The organism is Paracholeplasma vituli (genome assembly GCF_025446935.1).
In the GTDB taxonomy this organism is placed as follows: domain Bacteria; phylum Bacillota_I; class Bacilli_A; order Acholeplasmatales; family UBA5453; genus Paracholeplasma; species Paracholeplasma vituli.
Map to the genome: position 1 here is coordinate 1 of NZ_JAOEGN010000036.1, position 777 is coordinate 777.

Sequence of the window (777 nt, forward strand, 5' to 3'; positions counted from 1 at the left end):
CAAACAGAAACACTATGAATTGAATAAAACCCACTTATATAACCGTCCAGCTCAATATAAAGATACTTATCCTTTTCTAAAAGATATTGATTCTTTATCTCTAGCGAACACTCAACTCAATCTTGAAAAAGCCTTTAAAATGTTCTTTAAACGTAAACAAGACCTACCAAAGTTCCACTCTAAGAAACAAGACTATGGGTATACAACCAATCTTGTAAACAATAATATCACGCTAATGAAATGTTATATCAAACTCCCTAAACTAGGCGATGTTAAAATCAAACAACATAGGGTGATTCCTAGTGAAATGACTTTAAAGAGTGTAACCGTATCTAAGAGTAGTACGGGTAAGTATTATGTATCCATACTCTATGAATACAAAAAAGAGATTAAGAAACAAGAAATCAAAACATCCATTGGACTCGATTTCTCGTTGAATCATTTTTATGTGGATGATCAGGGATTCAAATTAGATTATCCAACCGATATTCAAACAGACTATAATAAACTGAGAATCCTTCAACGAAGTTTATCTAGAAGAATTAAGGGTTCTAGTAATTATAATAAGAGGGTATTAGACATCGCCTTATTACATGAACGAATTAGACATAAGAGAGATGACTTTTTACATAAACTATCCTACGCGATAGCCAAGCGTTATGATTTAGTGAGTGTAGAAGGTTTGAATCTCATTGAGATGTCTCAAACGAGTCCTTATTACGCCAAACAAGTATCCAGGTTTGGATGGACAAGATTTGTTTCATTCTTGAAGTATAA

1 protein-coding gene is annotated in these 777 nt (G+C 32.7%); it reads left to right on the forward strand.

What is annotated here, in order from left to right:
• Positions 1-777 (forward strand): RNA-guided endonuclease InsQ/TnpB family protein (locus N7603_RS08940; RefSeq protein ID WP_262097082.1); only part of this gene is annotated, 777 nt, incomplete at both ends.